10 protein-coding genes are annotated in these 23,025 nt (G+C 33.9%); 5 read left to right on the top strand and 5 right to left on the bottom strand.

What is annotated here, in order from left to right; all coding sequences use genetic code 11:
- Positions 1-12 precede the first annotated feature (12 nt).
- Together RINTHH_RS03540 and RINTHH_RS03535 are read right to left on the bottom strand one after the other, a co-directional pair.
- Positions 13-5,016, bottom strand: coding sequence for a WD40 domain-containing protein (locus tag RINTHH_RS03540; protein WP_008232989.1), 5,004 nt, complete (start codon positions 5,014-5,016; stop codon positions 13-15).
- Positions 5,017-5,109: 93 nt separating this feature from the next.
- A complete protein-coding gene (locus tag RINTHH_RS03535; RefSeq protein ID WP_008232988.1) occupies positions 5,110-6,381 on the bottom strand; it encodes an ATP-binding protein in 1,272 nt (423 codons plus the stop codon).
- 933 nt (positions 6,382-7,314) lie between these two features.
- Here RINTHH_RS03535 and RINTHH_RS03530 point away from each other — a divergent pair.
- On the top strand, positions 7,315-8,121 hold the full coding sequence (locus RINTHH_RS03530) for a cell division protein FtsQ/DivIB (protein ID WP_008232987.1): 807 nt from the start codon (positions 7,315-7,317) through the stop codon (positions 8,119-8,121).
- A 1,348-nt stretch (positions 8,122-9,469) separates the two neighbouring features.
- On the top strand, positions 9,470-10,750 hold the full coding sequence (gene ftsZ, locus RINTHH_RS03525) for a cell division protein FtsZ (protein ID WP_008232986.1): 1,281 nt from the start codon (positions 9,470-9,472) through the stop codon (positions 10,748-10,750).
- A 1,989-nt stretch (positions 10,751-12,739) separates the two neighbouring features.
- Here ftsZ and RINTHH_RS03520 read toward each other — a convergent pair.
- Together RINTHH_RS03520 and RINTHH_RS03515 are read right to left on the bottom strand one after the other, a co-directional pair.
- A complete protein-coding gene (locus RINTHH_RS03520) occupies positions 12,740-12,955 on the bottom strand; it encodes a DUF2839 domain-containing protein (RefSeq protein ID WP_008232985.1) in 216 nt (71 codons plus the stop codon).
- A gap of 340 nt (positions 12,956-13,295) precedes the next feature.
- A complete protein-coding gene (locus RINTHH_RS03515) occupies positions 13,296-14,846 on the bottom strand; it encodes a helicase C-terminal domain-containing protein (RefSeq protein WP_008232984.1) in 1,551 nt (516 codons plus the stop codon).
- A gap of 2,481 nt (positions 14,847-17,327) precedes the next feature.
- On the opposite strand from RINTHH_RS03515, the gene RINTHH_RS03510 reads away from it, so the two are divergent.
- Both RINTHH_RS03510 and RINTHH_RS03505 read left to right on the top strand, forming a co-directional pair.
- Positions 17,328-18,323 (top strand): metal ABC transporter solute-binding protein, Zn/Mn family, encoded by a 996-nt coding sequence (locus tag RINTHH_RS03510; RefSeq protein WP_008232982.1) that lies wholly within the window; start codon positions 17,328-17,330, stop codon positions 18,321-18,323.
- 1,101 nt (positions 18,324-19,424) lie between these two features.
- On the top strand, positions 19,425-19,760 hold the full coding sequence (locus RINTHH_RS03505) for a hypothetical protein (protein WP_044304530.1): 336 nt from the start codon (positions 19,425-19,427) through the stop codon (positions 19,758-19,760).
- 1,226 nt (positions 19,761-20,986) lie between these two features.
- Here RINTHH_RS03505 and RINTHH_RS03500 read toward each other — a convergent pair.
- Positions 20,987-22,183 (bottom strand): NAD(P)/FAD-dependent oxidoreductase, encoded by a 1,197-nt coding sequence (locus RINTHH_RS03500; RefSeq protein ID WP_008232977.1) that lies wholly within the window; start codon positions 22,181-22,183, stop codon positions 20,987-20,989.
- A 258-nt stretch (positions 22,184-22,441) separates the two neighbouring features.
- On the opposite strand from RINTHH_RS03500, the gene rimP reads away from it, so the two are divergent.
- The gene (gene rimP / locus RINTHH_RS03495) at positions 22,442-22,903 is read left to right on the top strand and encodes a ribosome maturation factor RimP (protein WP_044304528.1); all 462 of its coding nucleotides are present in this window, start codon (positions 22,442-22,444) and stop codon (positions 22,901-22,903) included.
- Positions 22,904-23,025 lie beyond the last annotated feature (122 nt).

Raw genomic sequence — 23,025 nt, 5'->3', positions numbered from 1 at the left:
TAAGTATATTAATCATTTATCCCTAAGAATCTCCTCACACAACATCCGCTCTTTCTTCTCTATATTGTAGTTATGCTGAAGATAATTCTTTACCCAGCTGCAACCTCGTCTCAATAGATCTTTCATATCCAAATTCCACAAGATAATTTTGTTATCATCACCAGCGGATGCCAAGGTCTGACCATCTGGACTAAAACTAATACTTAGAACAGGGGCATTGTGTCCATTAAGGGTTTTTATTAACTTACCATCTAGGCTCCACAGTTTGACAGTGCTATCCCAGCCGGCTGCAGCTATAATTTCTCCATTGGGACTAAATGTGACAGCGTTAACACTGTCACTATAGCCCTTTAATAAAGTTTTTAATAACTTACCATCCCAACTCCAAAGTTTGACTGTATTATCCCAACTTGCTGAGGCGAGGAGACGATCTTTCGGGCTGAAACTAAGTCCTAAGACCCAACCCTTATGGGGTGATAAAGTATCTAAAAAAGTCCCATCCATCTGCCAAAGCTTAATAGTTTGGTCGTCACTAGCAGAGGCAATTATTTGGTTGTCAGGACTAAATCTAACATGATTCACCTGATCGCCATGTCCTATTAATGTACTAATTAGGTTACCTTGTAAGTCCCAAATTTTTACTGTTTTGTCTTTACTAGCTGAAGCAAAAAACTTACCATTAGGGCTAAAAGCAACACTCATAATACTATCCTTATGTCCTACGAGTGTTTTGAGTAATTTGCCATTATGGTCCCACAACTTGATAGTGCGATCATAACTAGCTGATGCTAATATCTTCTTCGTAGGGGAGAAGGCAATGCTGGAAACCCCATCTTTATGACCAGTTAAAGTTTTATATAGTCTAGTACTAGTTTGATGATAATCACTTAAATTTCTTTGCCATAGTTTAATTGTTTTGTCACGACTGCTAGAGGCTATTAACTTTCCATCTGGGCTCCAACTTACATTCAGGACCTGGTCTTTATGTCCTAATAGAGTTACTAATTGTGGAGGATATAAACTCCAAATCTTAATGCTTTTGTCGTAACTAGCTGAGGCTAATAGCTGGTTGTTAGAACTGAAAGACAGGCTGGCAATCGCATCGCTGTGTCCTTTTAGAGTTTTAACTAAAGTTCTATTCTTGCTATTCCACAAATGAATTATGTTGTCATCACCCCCAGAGGCCAGGTACTTGCCATCTGGACTAAACTTGAGACTCCAAACTACGCTGGCAACTTGTTTCAAGGTAGTTTGCCGAACAAATACTTGGTCATTTTGACTGTTATATTTTCTAAGCCAAAGTTTCACTGTTCTATCTCTTCCAGCAGTAGCAATGGTTTTACCATCTGGGCTAAAATCAATACTAGTAACTCCGCCCTTATGTGCGTTTAATGTGGCAACCAGTATTCCATCTCTTTGCCAAATTTTAACTGTTTCATCTTCACTTGCAGATGCCAATAACTTTCCATCAGGACTAAAGCTAACCCAATTTACCCAGTCCTTATGTCCTCCTATGGTTTGTATTAATTTTCCATCCAGATTCCAAAGTTTAATAGTTCCATCCTTGCTGGCAGTTGCTAATTCCCTGCCGTTAGGGCTAATATTTACGCTGTAAATCCAGTCTTCGTGGGCATTTAATGTTACTTTTGGTCGAGTAATAAACCCCCCTGTAGTAGGATTCCTACTCCAAATTTGTACGGTATTATCCAAACTAGCAGATGCCAAAGTTTTGGAATCAGGGCTAAAACTTAAACTGGTTACTGCGCCATTATGACCATTGAGAGTTTGCAGTAGAGTTCCATCAGGTCGCCAAATTTTGATTGTGTGGTCACGGCTCCCGGAAGCAATCAATTGACCATCAGGACTAAAACTCACGCCCCAAACTATTTCACTATGTCCCTCTAAACGGTTGAGCTCCTTGACACCAAAGACAGCCTGTTGCAAAGCTGTTACTACTCGCATCCGGGTTTCTGGTTCTACACTTGAAGACTGTTGTAATTTTCTCCATGCACGTAAACTTTCTAAAAGAGCATCAAACTCCTTGTTAGAAGCAAATAAAGCCTCGGAAGCAGCTGTTAAAGCACTAATTTTCAAGTTGGTTTCGCTACTTTCTGCTCTAATACTTTGCTGCATGGCAGACCTTTTCTGCAAATCTGCCTGCCACCATAATCCAGCAATGACTGATGACATCGTTGCCAATACAACACCAACTATACGTGCTTCCTTGAGGCGTTTTTTAAGGACAGCAGTAAGTTGTCCTTGGCTAATTTTCCTAGCTATTTCTGCTTGGCTTTTTTCAAGTCTTACTCTTTCCAATTCCACTACTATGCCGTGTTTTTTTTGCTGGCGGATTGGTGCGACCAAATAATCATGAACTAACTGATAACGGTTACCAGTCTCTTCCCGCATACGCAATACCAGACCAGAATCAACTAAAAGCTCTAAAATTAATTCCCACGAGTAATTACACTTATATGCTGCATTTGGATGGGTCATAACAGCCAATGCTAATTCCTGTTTAGTTTTTAGGGGTCGTCTACCTTTAAGATCAGTCAATTCAAAGAGCAATTGCCAGCTAACTTCTTCATTTTCCCGACCACAATCTTTGACGACTTCACCTAGCCAACGGGCTACTAGCCTCTTAACTCCTCCACTATGTTGATATTGACCCAATGTGGTAATACCCTCAGACTGTAGTTGAGCTCCCACTATTTGCAGTTCAATAGGATGTACACTTCCCGTATTCTCGGCTAAATCCTTAACCAACTGCTGAATTAAATCATTGCTCAATTCAAAGTGAGAGCGTTGAGTCAAACTATAAATAATGCCTTGGGCATCTTGAATTGAAAAGTTGCCTAAGTAGTAGCGAATATCTTTATCTAAAATATTTCTATTAATTATTGCTAAATCATTTTCTGTATTATTAATACTTCTGCTCAAACGCTCAATTTCCAATAGATAATGTAAATAATCTTCCCTTAATGAAATAATTACCTTAATATAGGGAATATTTAAACAACTACAAAACAAATCATAGAACTCTCGTCTCTGAGATATGTCCTTGACAACAAAAAATAATTCCTCAAATTGGTCAAATACTAGAACTACAGTATGGTGATTCTCCGCTAAAAATCTTAGCTTTTCTAAAATGCTTGCAGAAGTAGTTTCTAAAGTTGCCGTCAAGTCTGTTTGTGCTAAAGCCTGATTCAAACTATGGCCTAGAGCTGTTAACCAATCACTATATACAGATAAAATAATGGGTAAAGGAATCCTACCTCCAATTACCTGTTGTCTTAAAGCAGGCAATAGTCCTGCCTTAAGGATAGAACTTTTTCCAACACCCGACGGCCCATGAATTATGGTTAATTTATAATCAGCACGACTAATTCTTTCTATCAACTGATTAACATCTTCCTGTCTTCCAGATGCAGCTATTTCCTGTGCTACACCTTCTGATATAAAAGATAAATTAGGTGTTTGAATCGCAGGGTTGATTCTATAACGTTGTGGCTGTAATTGATTGGCTCCAATGAAAGCTCGAAAACCATATTGATGTTCAACCTGGATTTTCTCTTGTTTGAGTCTAAACGCTTCTAAGTAATTATGAAGTTCGATAAAGTAAAGATTTCGTAATTCTTCTACAATCTCTAGATATAGAGATGGCTCATACTGTAGTTCGCAAACTAATTTTGCCCATTCCAAATTATTAACTGCTTCTTCCCATTCTCCCAGATGACGCTGGGCACGTCCTAATAATAAAAGATATCTACTTTCTTGCTGACGGGAAATATTAGCGGCATCTTCCGATAAGACAAGGGCCATGTTGGCCAATTCATAGACTTGTAACCAGTCAGATTTAGCAGCAGCAACAGTAGCTAAAAAACCATAATTCTGGGCTAACTGATACTTCTGTTGGTGTTTATCATTAATTTTTAAGGCAAATTTGGCTAGTTGACTCAAATCATCCCACACTTCGAGTTTCTGTAACATTTCGCAGGTAGGAGCTATAAATTTGGCAACCAAATCAGTTTGGTGTGCTGCTTGTAAAACTGCAACACACTGTTTAAACCACAGTAGAGCTTTTTGCCAATGTCTATTGCTTTTCGGTGGTTGCAGCTCGGCCATACGGCGATAACACAAGCCTAAATGGAATAGTACTATTGCCTTGCGGACAATAGGACAATTTAATTGGGATTGATCAGGTATATTTTCCTGCTTTCTTATTTCTTGTTGCCAGACTTCTAAGCTTCGATGGAAATGATTTAAAGCAGTGTCGATTTCATCATTAGCGTAACCATCTCTGCCCAAAACAAACTCCAAGCTGGCTTCCAATTTGGGTTCTAATTTAACTCTATAAAAATGCAGCAAATCATTGCGTGCTGCCTCAATTTCACGTCGATGTTGGGATGATGGATCTAAATTAAGAGCTGCATTGGGTAAAAATTTATCAGCTCCTGCAGCTAAAATCTGAGAAAACAAATTTTCTGTTTGTTGCCGAACTAAATTAATCAAGTCGGCTTGTTCCATTTCAAATTTAATAGTGGTTGCTGCCCAACTTTTAAAATCTGGAGCAAGTCGGGAAAGAGATATAGCTACTTCATCTGTAAGCCAAAAGATTATAGGGAAAGGAAAAATAGTAGAATATGTGTCTCTAGCTTGGTTAATTCCGGTGAGTAAATCTTCAAGAAATAAGTTAGTATCCAATCCAAAAACCGTGACAGCTGATGGGAAAGAATTTGTGGCTATGGCTGGATTATCTGAATACAACTCCAACTCTCTCATAATAGTAGTGTGGAGTACTTTTGTAGAAGATTCTAGGAATAGTTCTCGGAGATATAAGCTTTTAGTTACGGCACGCAGATTATCTAACATTCTCTGACGTAATTGCTGATAATTACAACGAACGAGAATTAAAGCAAACTGACCTTTGGAAAGGTTAATTGCCCGAATCAGTCTTTGCAAAGAACGCTGATTGTCTCTGGCTGTATTTACTGTTGTCAATTTGCAATCGGTCATAGCTTACAATCTAACTGCATCAACAAGAATTGCATTTTAAAAGTTATGATATTTATCAGCTGGTTGGTTTACTGGGGAATCTTCTGTTAAGGGTTAGCTATATAATTCCCGGTCCTGCCATGCAAGAACTTTTTCAGTTTCTGCCAAAGCAGGACTGATACCAAACCATCGGCCTTGAATATCACGATATTCAAAGACAAACATACTGCGTAAAAGCCTTTGATATTCGGTTTCACCTTTGAGATTTTGTTGATGAACCACTTCATACAGTAAATCCCACTCTTCTTGATTAATGGCTAATAGCAAATCGTTACGATAGTCTTTAATTACTGTTTCTAAACAATTACTTGCAAAAGGGGGGTCCTGCCTTTGCAAACAGCTATATAATAGTCCCAATAGATTACGAATATGACCACCACTAATACGACACAAACGATCTAAGGTTTGACAATCATCAAATAATTCGTGGATCAACTCTAATCTTTGATGGATAGGAATTTCTGGAAATGCCCTAGCTAATAATAATTGGCGAAGTAGGGAAATCCCTGGTTCATGATCATCACCATTTCTTTTCTGTACTTGCACCATGGGCAATACCTTGGGAGCAATACCTCCCCCTAAACGATTTTTTAGAGCTTCATACTCTTTGGAAAAAATTAGGGCTAGAGGAATTGTATATACCAAATGACAATTTAATCTGCGCAGTTGCTCCCCACGATCAATAAATAAATACTCGGGTTGTGAACGCCCAGATGGAAGAGGACGCATGTCAACTCTATCTAAGTTATCAACAATAACTACTAGTCCCTTCTGACCCCTTTGCTTTAGCAGTTGAATTGCTCTGTTTAGAACCTCATCATTAATTGCCTGCAGAATACTATTGGTACGGGGTTCCAGATATTGCCGTAGCTGATTACGTGTTTGAGGACTATCTTTAGCTTTGGCACTAATTTTCGCAATACCTACAGATAGCTCTGCTTGGGTTGCAATTGGTGTTTGTAAAAATTCTCCAATCTCTTGGAAGAGATTAACAAAATAACCTGGTTTTATAGTGATATTAATTTCTTCTAGGCTAATACTTACTTGACGTGCAACACTCAAAAGGATGTCACTAATATCAATATCCGCCATGTCCAAGTCTTGGCTGGACTCAAAATAAACTACATGAAACCCAGCCATTTCTAACTCTGATTTCAGGCGTTGCAGTTCAGTAGACTTACCACAACCAATGTGGCCTGTAAATAACTGGCAAGTTGGTTCATCTGGAGAAATACGAGTAATTGTACGTTGCAATTCCTCAACTATCTTGCAACCTCTAACATCTGAAAAATCTATGTAATATTGCCTGTCTATCAAATCACCCATAATTAGAGTTTTACTGGGATTACAGGCTTTGAAAAAACGTGGTAAATCAAGTATTCTGTTCATGTAGATGCATATGAATTTGTATTGTGAGATACAAATGCCCTGAGTGATGATGGCCTGATTTTAGGTATCTGTATATTATTTTCTCTTTTCGCAAGTCAGCAAAATTTTAAGTTAAATGAATTATTTGAAGTCCATATAATTCATTTAACTTAAATAAATTCCTTTTTAGAGAAAAGAAATTTATTTTCTTGATCAGTAAACTTTCTTGTTAGACTAAACTACTTCCAATGTGATGTTTTTACAATTAATGCAAAGATTTCATTTTTGTCTAATTTGTCTAAGTATTCAATCCCCTAAACAGAAATTAAGGAAATAATTAGTTAATATCACATAAGCTCAGAACTAATTTAATAACTTCCTTATTTGAAAAACCCCCTCTCTTGGAATTTTGAACTTACCAGGTGTGGTAATTATGCTCTACAGGATAATTGATATATGTCAAAATGGCGACTCTTTAGTGGACTTTTCTTACCACAACCGTAATTTTACGGTTAAAGTAGTAGCTAGTCTGAATTATTTTTACTAATAAAAGCAGTTGGAAGCTTGAGTGATAGTGATTTTCCGTAGAATGTTCGATTGATTTCTATTTATATTTTTTGTCTGTTTAGTTTAGTGGTAATAATTGCAACGTACACTGTAGTAATTATCGTCACTGCTAATGTAGTATGTATCACTAGTATTGATAAAGTTTTAATTTCTTTAAAGCTTTAAAGCTGAGATATTATTCAAATAACAAATATGTAGTTAGGTTCCGATACAAGTAAGTTTGCATTATAGCTACCCGTAGCCGTTCGTAACAATGAATTATTCTCGGCATTAAGCTTAGAAATCACTCTGAGTTGGAAATATAAAGGGGTTTTTATAACTAGAATGTTATCAGTTTCAGATACAGATTTAGTTCAACGTCGTCAGCGTTTGCGTCGACGTCGACAACTCAAAAACTTGCAGAAAGTTTGCCAAACCTTGACTATTGCTAGTATTGCTGGAGGGTTACTATGGGGAGTATCTCAACCGATGTGGGTGATCAAAACATCTAAGGCTATTGAGATCTCAGGAAATCGAGTACTTTCCGATAAATTCATTCTATCTTTGATTAATTTATCTTACCCCAAATTTTTATTGAGGGTAAAACCATCACGAATTGCTAATTTATTACGAAAACAACCAATGATTACCCAAGTTCAAGTTAGTCGGCGTCTTTTCCCTGCAGGGTTACAAATTGAGATTCAGGAAAGAATTCCAGTCGCGATCGCTGAACTACCAAAATCATCCAATACTAAAAAGACATCTATCGGTTTATTAGACATCACTGGCTTATGGATTTCTCTAGAGAAATATAAATCCTATAATTCACAATTAAAACTACCTAAGCTAAAAATTATTGGACTTCCTGAACAGTATCGTTCTTTCTGGACTAAACTCTATAAATTAATTAAGATAGCTAAAATTGAAATCACAAAAATAGACTTTCAGGATCAAACAAATTTGATCCTGACAACAGAATTAGGTGAGATTCATCTTGGTTCCCCAGTTAATAAACTATCGGAAAAGATAGAAGCCCTTTCTCACCTGCGGCAACTACCGCAAAAAGTTTCCCTTCAGAGTATTGATTATATTGTTTTAAAAAATCCAAGCTCTCCAATAATATATACGAAATATAAACAGGGACAGAAATAATCTTCAAAAACTCTAATTTAGTAAAATCTTCCACATATAGCTATCATAATCGATATATTTTTTTATATTTATTTAAACTATGTATTTAATATACTTATATTTCAGATTGATAATTGGGTAAAAACATACTGCTCTTCTCCATGTAAAGTGGGAAGACTACAATTGTTAGATTTCATCCTTATTATGGGGATTATTGAGGATATATACACTCTATATTTAACTATAGTCAGCTCTTCTCTCTATAGATTGAGCATGTATTAGTTTTCTTTATTACATTTCTGATATACTCTGTTTAGAGAAATCAAGTTAGAGTTTGAGATTAGCTTTGATAAATATGCTTGGTGAATTTTTTATCAAAGAATATCTTTAGTAAAGACTTAGCCAGTTATATTTCCTTGGTATTTAAGAAATTATATGCCATCAGATTTTTGCATTAATATAAATCGGCAAACTTAACAAATAGATTACTCCCATCTACATTTTCCTTAAATTTGTAATCACAAGAATAATTACTTGTCTAGATGGCTGCAAATACAAAACTATTATTCATCCAATAATCCTAAATCATTATTTAAACTGGGGATCATAAAGAGGAGAAAGCCTATCACAAGCCTCGTAAACACATATAAACTCCTACTTGTTTTTTTCTCTGTACTTTTTTCTTATGGGTTCATATGTTGCCAGCAACAATTTCAGATTCTAATCGGGTATTCAATAAATCTTAGTTCAATTCAGGATTGCGAGAAAGTTATAGGTCCTATTCCTAAGTTGTTTTTTGGAAAATCACGCTCTTGACCCATAACATAATAATATAGTTACTTATTTAGTAAACAGATAATAAAACAATTGACAAAAAAAGTTATATGTGCAAAAAACAAGTAGTTTTAAGTTAATCATCTTAATTATGCTAGTCATAAACCTTGAATAAAGGTATTGCTTTATATCAACACTTAATTGTTTACATAGTATGGAGAACAGTAAAAATATAACCCCGTAAGTTGTAACGTGAACTATGGTAATACACTTAATTATTAGTCAGGCACTGCTAAATAAACCAATGTGTGAGAGTTTTAGAGCATACACATGAATATTACAAAAGTAAAATTACTCCATTTGCTTGCTCTTAAGATAAGTCAATTTTAGTTAAATATTAGGTATACTTCTCTAAAATTAGCTGTGTAAGCATATAGGTTATTTACACGTATCGCAGTAAGCTTACAAATTAACTAATACCAATTTAGGTATGAAGTTAGTAAAAAGTGTTCATCAGCAAGCAAGTCATATTGTGATAGTTACATCTTCAGTTTAAGTACATCAAAAAAGTTGTTTATCTACCTTTATAAATCTAATGACACTTGATAATAACCAAGAAATCAGCTATGCGAATCCCCAACATCCTGGGCAGTCAGCATTTTCCCTAGCAGTAAGTGAAAATAATCCCTTTAGTCATTCTGAAGTGAACTTAGGACATAATCACCATAGCCAGAAAATCTCCCATGAGAATAGCAATATTGGTGATATCATTCCTGGCCGAGTAGCTAACATCAAAGTAATTGGTGTAGGTGGTGGTGGCGGTAATGCTGTTAATAGAATGATTGCCTCTGATGTTGAAAGCGTAGAATTTTGGACGATTAATACAGATGCTCAGGCATTGACTCTGGCTTCATCTCCTAGTCGTCTGCAAATTGGACAGAAATTAACTAGGGGATTAGGTGCTGGAGGAAATCCTGCTATTGGTCAAAAAGCAGCAGAAGAATCACGGGACGAGATTATAACAGCCCTAGAAGGGGCAGATTTGGTTTTTATCACAGCAGGGATGGGAGGCGGTACTGGAACTGGTGCGGCTCCTATTGTTGCTGAAGTGGCAAAGGAAATGGGGGCATTGACAGTGGGTGTGGTTACTCGCCCATTTATTTTTGAAGGCCGTCGCCGTACCACGCAAGCTGAGCAAGGTATTGGGGGATTAAAGGATTGTGTAGATACTCTAATTATTATTCCCAATAATAAGTTACTGGAAGTGATCCCTGAACAAACTCCAGTACAGGAGGCATTTCGTTATGCAGATGATGTACTACGTCAGGGTGTACAAGGTATCTCCGATATTATTACTATTCCAGGATTAGTAAATGTAGACTTTGCCGACGTAAGAGCTGTTATGGCAGATGCAGGTTCAGCACTAATGGGTATTGGTATTAGTTCTGGTAAATCTAGAGCAAAGGAAGCTGCAGTGGCAGCCATTTCTTCACCTTTGCTTGAATGTTCGATAGAGGGAGCAAGGGGGGTTGTATTTAATATTACTGGTGGTAGTGATCTAACTTTACATGAAGTAAACTCTGCAGCTGAGGCAGTTTATGAGGTAGTAGATCCTAATGCTAATATTATTTTCGGAGCTGTAATTGATGATCGTTTACAAGGTGAAGTAAGAATTACAGTGATTGCAACTGGTTTTACTACGGAAGTGGCTGCGCCACAGCAAAATTCAAATAGAAACCAGGCTTCTTCAGCAGTTTCATCTGGAAAACAATCTCAACAAAAATACCAGTTACAATCACAAACACGAATCAGCTATCCAAAACCAGGTTTAGATATTCCAGATTTTCTACAAAGAAGACGAGGTTCACGTAATTGAAAAGTCTTAATAAAATATATGCTTATCTATTTCTAATTATCCTTATTAGACATTATGCTTACCCCATTTTCATATAAGTAAATATCACATATAGGTAAATATCAAGGGCTGTTTTCCCTCCATTTGCTTTACACCATAACTGAGCAAAAGAAACTTACGAAAATTAATAACCTAGCAATTTATCCATTTATATAGGTAAAAACCTTAATATTACTTACTTTATAAAAAGTATTAATAATGATGACTAGCTGCAAAATAAAAGGGCTAAGTTTAATATTAGTAACACTTTTATTATGAAAGATTGAATTTTTTCATGAATGGTACTGGCAGATTATCTTTGAAATACTTATCTGATAAATATTTGTAAAAATACATTATGATTATAAATAATAAGTTATTTATTAAACAAGCCTAAACATCAATATGGTCAAATGAAAAATTGACTATACCACTAAAATATTATCAGACAAAAATTATGATTTTATTTATAAATTAATTATAGTTCCATTAAACGAATATAATAACGATAATTTACTCAAATTTAAATGATCCTGCTACATCCGAAAACCAAATATTTCTGATGGCAGTTGTTACTATTTTTAGTCATCATAGAAAAGTAAGAGAATACAATACCATATTTAGTTTATAAGCTACTTTTTCTCTAATAACATTTGTTGATTTAGTATATAAATATGATGAGTTTGTTACTCTAAATATCAAAGGCGGAAAAATTTCTGATATCTTTCCTAAGTAAGGATCTGAGTTAATAACTATAAATTACCCTTTAAATAATAAATATTTTTTTATCATATACCGCTGTGGAAAGTCTACAGTTAAATTCTCCTGTTCTAACTATTCGGCGAAAATATAGAAAGTCTCATTAATTAGACCTACCTAATTTAGCTTAAGGAGTGAGATTAACAATACATTCACATGCTTATATACCGGGTTTATGAAGTCTGTTTTGCTTATTTTACCTGCAAGTGCTTAACCTATTCTATTCAGAGTTTATACGATGAGAGACTTTTTAGAGCACATATAAATTTTTAAACTCATTATACTAATTGAATATATAATCTATTTCCTACTAAAATATTAGCCACATATCAACCAAATTATTGATACTCTTCAATTAAGAGACTGAAAAATATTTACTATCAATAAATTAAACCAACAAAGTATTTTCATCTGTCATACAGACATTAAATAAGATATACAAAAATTATATCTATCTCAGAGTATATATTTCTATTCTTCATTACCTTTTCTATATTAGCTAATGTAGACAATTGAATGTTAATTTTCTTGTATCCAAGATATTAATTACTAATTAGACTATTAATTATTATCGGATACATCTCACTATGCTAGATTAGCAGCTTTACTTCTTTATTTGCAAAAAACTTTAGCTATGGATTCAATTTCCATCATAAAGGTTTATAATTTGTTATTACTTGCTTATGTTATTCTGCAGTAGTGTAATTAATTATTGCTCTATTTTTTTATTTAATATTAACTATACTACCTTGATTTACTATTGCCTTATAATCAATATATCCAAAATATAATTAATTTATAACTTTTTATAATTAATTTGAATTATATATCTTATTTATAAAAGTCACTATCTTAATAACTTATTGTCTAAATATAAAATTAATCAAAACTGTTTACAGTTTTTCCCAAAGCAAAATTTATCTGTTAGGATTTAATCCTTAATTATTTTCATAATTATTATTTTCTAAGTATTTTTTGACGTATAATTTATTCTGTATGTAAATCAATATATATAAATCTAAGTATAATTATATTGAGCCCCGGTATGGATAGGTATTTCTGTGTAAAATTTGCTTATGATGTTACATAATTAGCTTAAAGATTATGTATATTCCAAAAATATCTTTAAATATCTTTTGACTAATTATAATAATCTACAAACATAATCGATAACCAGCTTATAATACCTAAATTTATACTATGCTATTAAGTCTAACCAACTACTTCCCACCAACCAAAAACTGGTCCAATAAAACGGATAGTAAGCCAAATTAATACCATCAGACCAATACCAAACCAACTAACCCTGGTTGTTAACTTCATAAATTTATCTGCTTGAGTTTTGGTAATTGGGATCCAGGGAAGAATGCGAAATTCCTGACCATATTTTTCTCCTAATGCAGTTTTACGACGTTTTGCTTCACCCATATATTTAAAACTCGAATATCGTCTATAGCTAGATGATAACGTTTGTAGTGCTACTAATCGAACTTAGAATAGTAATTATAAACAATAAAGTAAGTGCAAGTCTCTATTAGTATTGACTTAATGTCAAGTTCCTAATGTATCTTATTGCTAAGCTTCTAAATGAGAATAAGTCCCGGTACTTTAAGAAGCAAAGCCTCAACAATTTAAACTCAAAGCTTGAAAGTTATTTATTAGCTTGCTTTATCCTTCTAAATTGATTCCCCATAGAGGACTAATAATTGTATTTTGGTGGGATTGACCAATAAATTGATTTTTCCAAACATTGATAAGTCAAAACTTATTATAAGTCATAACTATCTTTTTGGTTTGGATTAAACAGGCTGGGTTCAAGGTAATTGATTCTCGACATGGGACTCAAAGCTTCTAGGATTTGTGCTCCATAACTCCGATTTACTACCCGACTATCTAATAAGGCAACAATGCCTTGATTTTCTCTTAAAGGAGCGATAGCTCTTTGTAACTTATTTGTGGCAACCGGCAGCAAATATAAGCGGAACCAATCCTGGTGTAAGCGTTTGTAATGAGCTACTTTTCCAGCAACGAGCGGATGCTCTAAGGATGGTAAAGGTAAGGTGGAAATAATCAATAACTGGGGTGATGGTAAAATATTTTGATTTGATCGCCAAAATTCCCAACCACTAACTAAAATACTATTTTCATCCAAACAGGTTTTCTCTACCTGTAACCGTGAGCCGTATTCAGCAGCAAGTATAGCAGCGACCTGTGTCCTTAAAGGTATATCACCCAATAAGACTACTGTTAATCCTGACGTAGTGGCACTTAAACAAATTAGGGTACGGAGCTTATGCATAAATGCTGGTTGGAACTCTGGGGTGTTGGGCAAGGGTAACTGATAAGGAATATACAACTGAACTGCTTCTGTTTGTCGATCACCGGAAAACTTTAAGCAGGTAACATCCTCTAAACCCATACGTTTACGAAATAACGGAGCCTCTGTATCTACTTCCAAGACGCTCCCAATCAAAACTACAGGTTGCCTTAGCCAAATTGGTGTAAGTAATGCATTAATTTCAATGGGAGCACAGTGTAGAGAAAATAAACCTTGGCGACGGGCAATAGTTGTCCAACAAAGAGAAGTGGGGGAAGCAGAAGTTATATTCATAAATAAATTCCGGAACTTTTGCCAAGGTTCCAGAAGATGGAAAATATCCAAAACTGAGTATAAACGTTGCAATATCTCTGTTTCTGCAGAAGAGATTAAATGGCATTTGTAGGGATTAGCTGGGTGTTGGAAGATATTATGGGTGAGTTGTATCTTGGCATTACTAATGACTTCTACCTCTTGGGGGAAAGCCAGTTGTAATTTTTCCCAGTCTTGGGGTTGAATTGTAATGGTTAATTCCTCACGCACCCAATCTTCTAAATCATCTACTCCATCAATAATTGTAGGGATATTTATAGGAAAGTTACTATTAGTAGGTAAAAGTTGTGCCTTTAACCAAGCTTGGGGAGAAATTAATAAAAGCCCAGGAAAATCCTCTCCAGGGAAAGTATCGCCAATACGGATGGGTTTATCAACTTGTAACCACTGCTGGAGCTTGGGAATTTCAACTCTTAACAATCGGTTTTGTACCTCTTCAGTGGCCACAATAATTACAGCACCATACCAAATCAAGGCAGAAGCTACAAAACTAGTACGATATAGTCCCTGATAACCACAAGTTGCCCCCACTTGAATTAAGGAACTACGTCCGGTCCGCAAAGTTCGCGCTACCAATCTTGCCATAGTAAGATGGTGATTCCAAGAAGGAAAACCCACCTGCGACCGCAGGAAGTTGTGTAAAGATAAATGAACTTCTGCCTCAATCACAAGCTTTTAGCCCCATAAAGTCATTGTTACTTCTATTTTCCCCATTTGTTTTATATGCCCTGTTAAGTTACAAAGTGTAACATCTAATTAAGTTGTGGATGAGATGTTTACATTTTTTCTTTCTATATGTCATTCTTTCTCTCTTAATCCTAAGAAAAGCCTTACCTAGTTTTTCTAGCGTTTACATACGACTTTCTTGTTACCCTCTATTGAGTCAAAATCCCCAATTCTCATGAAACATAAAAACATACCAATTATTGCACAGCCTACCAGGATTTAATTTATCCATCCATAACCCTGTGAAGTTTATTTATGAATTTCCTAAAGAAATTTCTCTGATGTATAACTCTATCGGAGTTTTACATTACTAATATCCACTATTTATCTGTATAAATTAGGTGGTATGCCTACGAATTGGACATTAATCTTAACCAATACTATACATCCTGAGATATCTATTTTAAGCGAGTTACGGAAATATGTGTATACTTTCTACTGTAGTAAAAGGTCTTAGGTTAACCTATTTATCTCAACACTTTGGGCAAAATATGGAGAATTGCATTTCATATCTTATCCTAATAGTAGGTTTCTAGCATATTGCCTTTAAGTTCATAATCATCTAGTTTGACTATAGAAATCAAATTGCTCATAAACTAATATTGTGGATATGCCAGATTGCTGGGGGTTAACTCTTATCTTAAATTAATATCACTTGTAAATTTACTACTGACTGCCTATACTATGATTTGTTTCGTAGAAAATTCCTAGACTTTAAATAACCTCAAACAATGAGTTTATATTTGTTCAACAACACACTTAATTAGCCTATTTAAAATAACAAAAATGTTTAGTAATCAAATTAATTTTGATATAAATACTATTAACCTGTAAATAAAAAAAATCGAAGAATTTCATAAAAATATGAGCATTTTCTGGGAGAATATTTACTTGCATAAGGTAATCAACTTTAACTCGAAATAATCACATTTAATTTCTGCAACTAGGACATAAATTACTCTTATTATAGTAAAGGATTAGCCATAAGATATTCGGATTATGGTGTAAATTGAGCAACGGAATGTAAAGTTACATTCCTGTAACTTAAATTACTAATATTTATGTATGTAGGGTTATTTATCCAATAACTAATTCTTAAATTCGAGCAAGGGTAAATGTAGACTATCTACGGATTTATTCTTACATCATTAGAACCATAATAATTCCAAAACAATAATCATCCGTTGAAACTATATTGTCTGAGATAATGTGCTTGGTTTTAAATTATAATCATATCAAGTAAAGAAGAATGTAAATATACTTACTCTAATTACTTTAAATAACTAAACTCTTTTATTTTATCAGTATAATTATTACTAATGAGCAGGAAGGAAAATTTACTCTTGTGGGCAAATTTTTTACCAAATAGTCTAGTTTTATATGAATTCAATACATGTGAGTATATATGCATAGCATTTTGATTAATTAAATGATACTTACTATCATGTTAAACATAAATATCAGCCTATATCTCAATACTGATAATAATTACAAGTGGAAACATGGTTTTACTATTTCATAAGGCAGTTCTCTGAATCGAAACATCGATGGGCTCTGCTCTGAACATCCTAATTATAACTGCTTTATACTATCTTAATATTAGGATAAGGCTTACTATTCATTTAGTAGCAAGGTAATTCAATAATTTCCTATTCGATATTGGTTATAAGAAAACAATTTTTTAGTCAGGAGGCTTGTAAAACCATCATTACATATTATAATGGCATTATTACTAATAAATTTTATTTTAGGGAATTTCAATGACATTGAAATTTTTTTGGCTTAACAACACTATATTGATTCAACCATCCTAAACTATTTACATATTGAATGAAGTAAAAAACTGCAAGATAACTTGATTATAAAAACTCAACTCAGATCTACAATTATTACCACTTTTGAAGTGCCACTTTTAACTCATATGTACCTCTAAAATCCGAAAACAAAATATCTCTGAAGAACTACAAATCTTTCATAAATCTTAATTTATTAGTTTCAATATCTAATTATCCTTAGAATAACTTTTCTTGATTTATTTTTTGGGCAGAATCAGGAACTAATAAATTAATCAGTATTAGTTCGCTATTTTTAGTAAAAGCAGTAGCTGTCAAGAATAATAATTAATATTATTTATTTTGTATTTTTCGTTGATTTTTAATATAAGTTTGGTGTTTGCTTGTCCCATTGTATTTGCCAGTAGAGTTCAAGTTTAAAGTTTTTATGTCATACCTTATAACCAGCAAATATTATGACTAGCTGAAAAATTGCTCTGTACTGATAAGCATAATTACATTGCTTTGTAAGTTGGTTGTAATTCCTTGAGCTAAGTGCGCTAGCAATTACAACATAAATGAATACTTATAAACCTTTTATAAAAGTCAGCAGGGACAATTTATTTGATGCTCAAAAATCATTTTTTCATTTATGTTAAAGCAAGTAAATTTAGCTCCTAGTTTATATATAGTAATATTTACTCTTGGTTGGAGCTTATTTGGTTGTAACAACCTTGTTAATACACCTAGTTTTGTCTCTGTAACCACTACTAATGATAAACATGTACATAATAAGTTGCCTAAAGTAGTTGCCACAACTACTATTATATGTGATTTAGTTAGTAAAATTACTGGTCGAACTATTAACCTTAATTGTTTAATTCCTCCAAATACTGATCCTCATACTTATCAATTAAGTAATGCTGATCAGCAGGCAATTAATCAAGCTGATTTAATTTTTTATAATGGTTATAGTTTGGAAACACAAATAATAAAAGCTATTAGAACTACTCAAAATAGATCACCTAAGGTAGCCGTTGCCAAGTTCGCAGTTAAAAAACCTTTATATTTTATAAATAAAGGGCATCAAAGCCCCAACCCCCATGTTTGGCATAATGTGGGATATGCCGTACGTATGATAGCCGTAATTAATAGTTTCTTAGGACAAAAGTTCCCTCAAAATAAATATATATATCAGAAAAATGCAAATACTCTAAAATCAGAATTATTCCAACTAGATACATGGATTACAAATAGGGTAAAAAGTATTCCTAAACATAAACGAAAACTAATTACAGTCCATAATTCTATGAGCTATTATGCCAAAAAATATAACTTCAATTTATCAGGTTCTCTCTATAATAGCAGCAGAATATCTCAGCCCTATTCTAACCATTTACAAACATTGGCTAAAAGTATAATAAAAGCCAAGGTATTCACAATTTTTCCCGAATTTACTATTAACACCGAGTTAATCATAAAAGTTGCGAGGCAAGCAGGAGTTAAAATTGCTAACAAAAAATTATATACTGATGCTTTAAGTAATCCAGGAAGCGAGGCTGATACATATCAAAAAATGATGACTACAAATACCCGTACTATTATCGAAGCATTGGGGGGAACTTATCTTATCTTCACACCAAATTAGTATAAATATTAAATATATTTACTCTTTAAAAATGTGGAAATATAAAGATTATTCTGGTAATTATGAATTGTGGAGGGAAAGCAAGACTTAATATGACTAATAGTCTTTATAATCCTAAAATATAGGTTATTAAATTTTAATATCTTCTCCTAATATTTATGTCACGAGGTAAAGGCATCTATTTTGAAGAAAAATACTAAATGTACTATATCAGTAGTACATTTTACCACCAGAGAAATCAGTTACAAAGCTGATTATCAGTCCATAAGTAATTATCTTCAGCAATATGATTGACTATAAAGTATTAATTTACCTTTATTATTACCCTCAAAAAATACTAATAGAGTTGCTATGCAATTTTAACAACAACTAAACTCATCGAGATACATAATCTTTGCACAAGATGTATAAATGCAATGATAATACCAATTTGTAACTCGATATAAGCCTTAATTATAAATGCAGTGAGGAATCAACTACTCTTTACCCAATTGCTGCAAAGCAAATTAGAATAACTATAATCTTACGTACTGAGTTTCAGATAAAAAAATTAGGGATTGTATTTCTTCTTATAAACCGAATGGATATTTTTTCTTAAAGTAGTTCTTTGAACTTTTGAACTAATGGTTTTTTATAAAAAGCCTTTATCAAAATTATAAAAACCCCTGGTATCTTATGGTATGTATTTGTGATTATAGAAACTGACATCACTTCTATTCCTATTTTAGATTAGGAATAATAGAAAAGTTGCTTACAATTGTATACACAAACTGGAGATGTATTTCTCGCTGGTAATTAATACTGCTGTGAGACTGATAATGTTAGGAACTAGCAAAACTTTTCAGTTTTAAGAAACTACATTATTTGAAATAGATGATGCTGGTAAAACCCCAACTTCCTATACTTACTGAATTTAGCTTTAATGATTGGTTAGCTAAGACCGGAGCATAAGTAAGAGGAAATAGCCATTATTGTAATACATAATATCAAATTTAACAATAGCTTGAACTAAACTCTTAGGCTAAACTAATAAATATTGAGGTGGATATCTCTAGTGATAAATTCTGCAAATCTACACAGAAATACTACTAAAATTTTGTTATGTCCGCAGAAAAGAAATCCGACACCCCAGTGCAATTTTACCAAGTCAGAGAAGTCCATTTTGCTGATTTGATCAGAGCATGCCAACTTATATTCCTACCATCTAAAGGTATTTCTAGGGTTTATGCAGATGTTAATTGGGAAATAATAGGTATTCCTAATGATGTCCTGGAAAATTTAAAAGCCCTAGGAAAGGAATATCAATATTCCTCCCCTCACGTTCCACCAGAAATTATTTGGGGAAAAATGTCACTAGAAACTAGGGTATGGTTCATTGAGAACAAAGATGAATTATGGACTATTGAGGAAATGTTTCCTATGCTTGATGAGGATTGATGCAATTTTTTGCTTTTAGTCTGTTTCTAATAAAAAACATACTAAAGCCGATATTTCTCAGGTCCCCTTAACTTCCAATACATTACATGGGAATGGATTAACTCATAAAAACTATCCAAGTTGATGCAAAAGTAAAAGGGGTCTGGGAGGTAATTACAAGGACTATGAATCAAATACTTCTTGTTTTTACCTACCCTAAACTTCATGCGAATTTAATATTAATTCTTTGAAATGAAGTTTGGTTAGTAATAAATTTAGAAACAATATCTGGCTATAAATACTCGAAGTAAATAACAAATTCATTGATTGATAACTCAGATTTTAATTTGAAATCCTTGAATCCCATTTGTTTATGAAGCAAACTTCATTATGAAATATTTATACTTGATTGTTATTGAGCCCCTGCTAAACTATAGTATTTTACCCTACAGAAAAAGCTTTTTGACAAACTTACCTAAATAAACGCAAACTTCTATTTTGATTCTTCGGTGAATTAACTTACTTTTGGTTGATAAACACGTAATGGAATATTTTTCATTACGTGTTTATCAACCAAGAAAACCCAGATTTACATCAATAGAATATTGCAAGTCTGCTTTGCAATATTCTATTGATGTATGTTTAATTTTTGCCCTTGTATTGATCCAGTAGAGCACAAATTTCTGATAAGTCTATTACTGCTTAATAATAGAATAACCATTATTTTTGTTTTTATTAGTCTATAAGAGTCTGAATGGGAATACTTACCTTAATTGGTCACAAGTCTTTACATTTTAGAAAAGTGCTTAATTAAATTTTCCGTGTAATTTTATTTGTGTTGTAGGTTCGATCTTTATTCGATAAAAATATAATCTTAAATCCCTATGATACTTTCCAATCATCAGATCAAGTACTGCCCCTATCAATTGAAATCCCTGGCTAATATTAGTTTGTTTGTAATTCAGATTAAAACAGAATTAAAAGCAATTTATTCTAGGAATAATACTACTTAAGTTTATGTCTTGCTCAAAAATCATGTTGGGTGAAACAAGGGTATATTTTCTGCTTATAGCTCATAACAAAGTTGCTGAATCAATTACCAGGGTTTTTCTTTTCTAATTCGGGGATAATTAATTAACTGCACTACTCACTCTTGGTCATTCCTCACTTAATTCTTTGTTTTTTCTCATCTGCTGATCAGTTGATCATTCTCTTTCATTTTTCGATTAATTTATTGATTCCTCACCTTATCTTTGCAGGATATCTATCACTGGGCGTGTTAGCCAATTAACCCCAACTCTCAACTTATGTTCTAAGGTGGGCATCCTGTACAAGTATACAAGACTACGGAAAAATGATGCTAATGGTCCTTGTAAATTCAAACCTAAGCCTGTAAGCGTTGCATTATTAACTCCTAATGTCATCATCTCTCCTAGATTTTGATATTGGAAGGGGAGTAAAGGTCGATTGGTTAGAGTCGCCCAGATATTCCAGGCAACATAGTCAGATTGTTGAAAAGCAACCTGTGCTGTAGCTGGAAATTCCTTACCTTTAGTGTTAATAAATTCAGCGATGTCTCCCAACGCAAAAATATGTGGGTGTTCTACAAGTTGCAAGGTGGGAAAAACCACTATTTTTTGTCCCTGTTGGTTTTTATGACAATCTAAACTTTGAATAACTGGGCTTACCTCATTTCCGATTGTCCAAATTACTAAATCTACAGGAATTGTATCCGTAGTTCCTTTATATTCTAAAGTTATAGAACCCTGTGCTATAGCTTTGACCTTTGTATTGAAATCAATGAATACTCTTCTAGCATCTAAAGCTCTAGTTGCAGCTTTGCGATTATAATCTGGAGAATTACATAGGATAAAGTCACTGATTTCAACAAGTCGTAATCTACCGCGGTCACCAAGCCTATCAGCTAATTTACAGGCTAGTTCTACACCACTATAACCTCCACCAACAATCACTACTCGTATTTTCCCAGTATTAGATTCTTTTAAGAGCTGTAGTTGTTTTTCTAATTGGCAAACATCATGTATTGTACGGAAGGTGTAGGCATGAGAAGCAACTCCAGGAGTGGATTTAGTTGGAGTTTCTCCACCCAGGGCTAAAACTAAGCGGTCACAACTAATCTCTAAATTGTCTTGGAATCTTACTCTTTTTTCTTGTAAGTTGATATTTGATACGACCCCTTGATGGAACATTATCCCAGTGTTTTGAAGTAATTCTACAAAGGGAGGCGCTATTTCCCAAGTTTGCAACTCTCCAGTGAGTAATTCGTAAAGTAAAGGATAGAAGACAAAACGATCATTGCGGTCTACAACTGTAATTTTTGGCTTGGGTGAATTGTCCCATGGTAACTGGCTTAGTCTTAAAGCAGTGTAGAGTCCACCGAAGCCTCCACCGAGAATAAGTACTATAGGTTGTTTTTCAGTCATATAGATTTTAGATTTTAACTTAAATGTTAATATTTTCCTGCTTTTTCTGTCCCTACTCCTAACCCATAAATATGTATAATCTGAGGGCCGTATAATTTTGGATGATAGTTAATATTATTTTTGTCTCATCGTCCCAGAAAAAATGCGCTACACTCATTTTATAAACGAATTAGTGGCAATTCGTTAAAAATGCTTCTTGGAAGATATCCCTATTACAAGAAGTGGGTCGGGACCCACTTTTTTTATTGGAATTTTTGCATGACTCATCCCTTAGTTCCGAAAATTATTGATTTGGCAAAACCGGTGGTGGCAGACCTGGGGTTGGATTTGGTCGGTGTGGTGTTCCATACTAACCAATACCCACCCGTGTTACGGGTAGATATCCGTAATCCTTATCAAGAAACTGGTTTAGATGATTGCGAACGTATAAGTCATGCTTTAGAAGCCTACTTAGACGCGGCGGAGTTCATTCCAGAGGCCTACACTTTGGAAATATCTAGTCCTGGTATTTCTAGATACTTAACAACAGATAGGGAATTTATTTGCTTTAAAGGGTTTACGATAATTGTCTCTACTTCCCCAGCCTTTAAAGGGCAACAAGAGTGGATAGGTACATTAATCAGTAGAGACAATGAGACCATCTACTTAAATCAAAAAGGTCGTATGGTCAGTATTCCTCGTTCTAAAGTTTCCATGGTGCTGCTAGGCAAAGGCAGTTAATTCATATAATTCATATACAAGAATTACCCGATATATATGTTCCCAACGCCAACACAATAATCAGGTAGCAAGTTTGTTGCCCAAAGTAAAATTCATGATCTGGAGATAATATCCTAATACAT

This window comes from Richelia intracellularis HH01, assembly GCF_000350105.1.
Classification (GTDB): Bacteria; Cyanobacteriota; Cyanobacteriia; order Cyanobacteriales; family Nostocaceae; genus Richelia; species Richelia intracellularis.
This window is presented reverse-complemented; position numbering and strand designations above follow the sequence as displayed.

Bases quoted from the DNA above. Each gene is read 5' to 3' on its own strand.
- RINTHH_RS03540 (WP_008232989.1), bottom strand. From the start codon at position 5,016: ATGACCGATTGCAAATTGACAACAGTAAATACAGCCAGAGACAATCAG.
- RINTHH_RS03535 (WP_008232988.1), bottom strand. From the start codon at position 6,381: ATGGGTGATTTGATAGACAGGCAATATTACATAGATTTTTCAGATGTT.
- RINTHH_RS03530 (WP_008232987.1), top strand. From the start codon at position 7,315: ATGTTATCAGTTTCAGATACAGATTTAGTTCAACGTCGTCAGCGTTTG.
- ftsZ (WP_008232986.1), top strand. From the start codon at position 9,470: ATGACACTTGATAATAACCAAGAAATCAGCTATGCGAATCCCCAACAT.
- RINTHH_RS03520 (WP_008232985.1), bottom strand. From the start codon at position 12,955: ATGGGTGAAGCAAAACGTCGTAAAACTGCATTAGGAGAAAAATATGGT.
- RINTHH_RS03510 (WP_008232982.1), top strand. From the start codon at position 17,328: ATGTTAAAGCAAGTAAATTTAGCTCCTAGTTTATATATAGTAATATTT.
- RINTHH_RS03505 (WP_044304530.1), top strand. From the start codon at position 19,425: ATGTCCGCAGAAAAGAAATCCGACACCCCAGTGCAATTTTACCAAGTC.
- RINTHH_RS03500 (WP_008232977.1), bottom strand. From the start codon at position 22,183: ATGACTGAAAAACAACCTATAGTACTTATTCTCGGTGGAGGCTTCGGT.
- rimP (WP_044304528.1), top strand. From the start codon at position 22,442: ATGACTCATCCCTTAGTTCCGAAAATTATTGATTTGGCAAAACCGGTG.